The following is a 1,599-nucleotide window of genomic DNA, read 5'->3' as shown; positions in this document are numbered from 1 at the left end:
CAGCTTCAGCAGGCGCGCGGCGTCGGCCAGGGTCAGGGCCCCGGCGGCGCACAGGGCGGAGTATTCACCCAGGGAGTGGCCGGCGACGAAGCGCGCTGCCTTGGCCAGGTCCAACCCGCCGTCCTTCTCCAGCACCCGGGCCACGGCCACGGACACGGCCATCAGCGCCGGCTGCGCGTTTTCGGTCAGGGTCAGCTCTTCCAGCGGTCCCTCGAACATCAAGGTGGACAGCTTCTGCTTCAGCGCCTCATCGACCTCGCCGAAGACGTCGCGGGCGGTGGCGAAGGCGTCGGCCAAGTCACGACCCATACCCACAGCCTGGCTGCCCTGGCCGGGAAACACGAAAGCGCGAATCATATGCGAATACCCTGGAAGCTCTGTCAGAGGCGGTGGCCAACACACGGCCGGCCATGACCAAGACTGTCACGCCCCGACGCCAGCACCGCAATTCGCGCCATGCATACCGCCTGCAATCAATCTGTCAATCATCATCACAAAGGGCGGTGTCCGGTTGACGTGGGCTGCGCCTGGGTTTCAGGCGGCCGTCCAGGGAATGAAGGGGCGGCCGTGGCCCTCCGGCGTTTCGGCGTTGAGGAAGGTCGCCAGCGCCTCGGGCGACACCTCCGCCTCCGCCGCGATGCGGCGCGCCAGTTCCAGCGCCGCAGTCCGCATGCGTCCCGGCGGACGGTCCAGCCAATAGCTGGTGGGGTTCAGCACCGTGCGGTCGTCCACGGGCACCACCCGCCCGCTGCGCAGCTTGGACCGCACCAGGGGGGGCCGGGCCAGCGCGATACCCAGCCCGCAGACGCAGGCGTCGAGGACCAGGTTGTAATCCTCGAACCGCCGATCCTGCGGCCGGGGACGGTAGTCCAGGCCCTGGGCGGCGAACCAGGTGCGCCAGCCCGACGCGTCGGAGTCGTGGATCAGGGGGAAGGCCAGCAGGCGCGCCGGATCCCCCTGCCCCACCTGGTCCGCCAGGATGGGCGAGGCCAGGGGATAGCACCATTCCTCGAACAGCTTCAGTGACACGCGGCCCGGCAGGGCGCCCCAGCCGCAGCGGATGGCCAGGTCCATGCCCTCATCCGCCAGGTCCAGCGCGCGATGATCCACCGACAGCAAGATTCGGAGTGCCCCGCCCGCGTCCCCCTCCCTACCCTCCAATCCCGCGAGCCGGGGCATCAGCCACAGCCCGCAGATGGAGGGCAGCGAGGTCAACCGTACCACCGCCGTCCCCCGGGGTTCCGTCCAGCGGTTGGAGGTGTCGGCGATGAGGGCGAAGGCCTCACTGGTGCGCTGGAACAGGCGCTGGCCGTCCGGCGTCACCACCACGCCGCGCGCCTGGCGGTGGAACAGCCGCAGGCCCAGCCACTGCTCCAGCTTGGCGATCTGGCGGCTGACGGCGCCATGGGTGACGTTCAAGGCCGCCGCCGCGGCGGAGAAGCTGCCCGTCCGCGCCGCCGCCTCGAAGGCGCGCAGTGTGTCCAGCGGCGGCAGGGGGTGTGAGCTGTGATCCATGCTCACAGTTGGCTGCTGATTTGATCGATTGTCAATCAGCTCCCTTCCCGGCGTACTGACTTTCATAAATACCCTCGTTCCAGG

The 1,599-nt window shown here is 69.1% G+C and carries 2 protein-coding genes; both read right to left on the bottom strand.

Annotated features, from left to right (window positions below):
• Positions 1-357, bottom strand: a 357-nt coding sequence (locus I55_RS24885) for an ACP S-malonyltransferase (RefSeq protein WP_044563416.1), incomplete at its 3' end; no start/stop codon positions are given.
• A 177-nt stretch (positions 358-534) separates the two neighbouring features.
• Positions 535-1,515, bottom strand: coding sequence for a LysR family transcriptional regulator (locus tag I55_RS24880; RefSeq protein ID WP_044563415.1), 981 nt, complete (start codon positions 1,513-1,515; stop codon positions 535-537).
• Positions 1,516-1,599 lie beyond the last annotated feature (84 nt).

The sequence above is a fragment of the Azospirillum sp. B4 genome (assembly GCF_000333275.1).
Taxonomy (GTDB): Bacteria; Pseudomonadota; Alphaproteobacteria; order Azospirillales; family Azospirillaceae; genus Nitrospirillum.
This window is presented reverse-complemented; position numbering and strand designations above follow the sequence as displayed.

Excerpts from the sequence above, each read along its gene's own strand:
- I55_RS24880 (WP_044563415.1), bottom strand. The coding sequence starts at position 1,515 with ATGGATCACAGCTCACACCCCCTGCCGCCGCTGGACACACTGCGCGCC.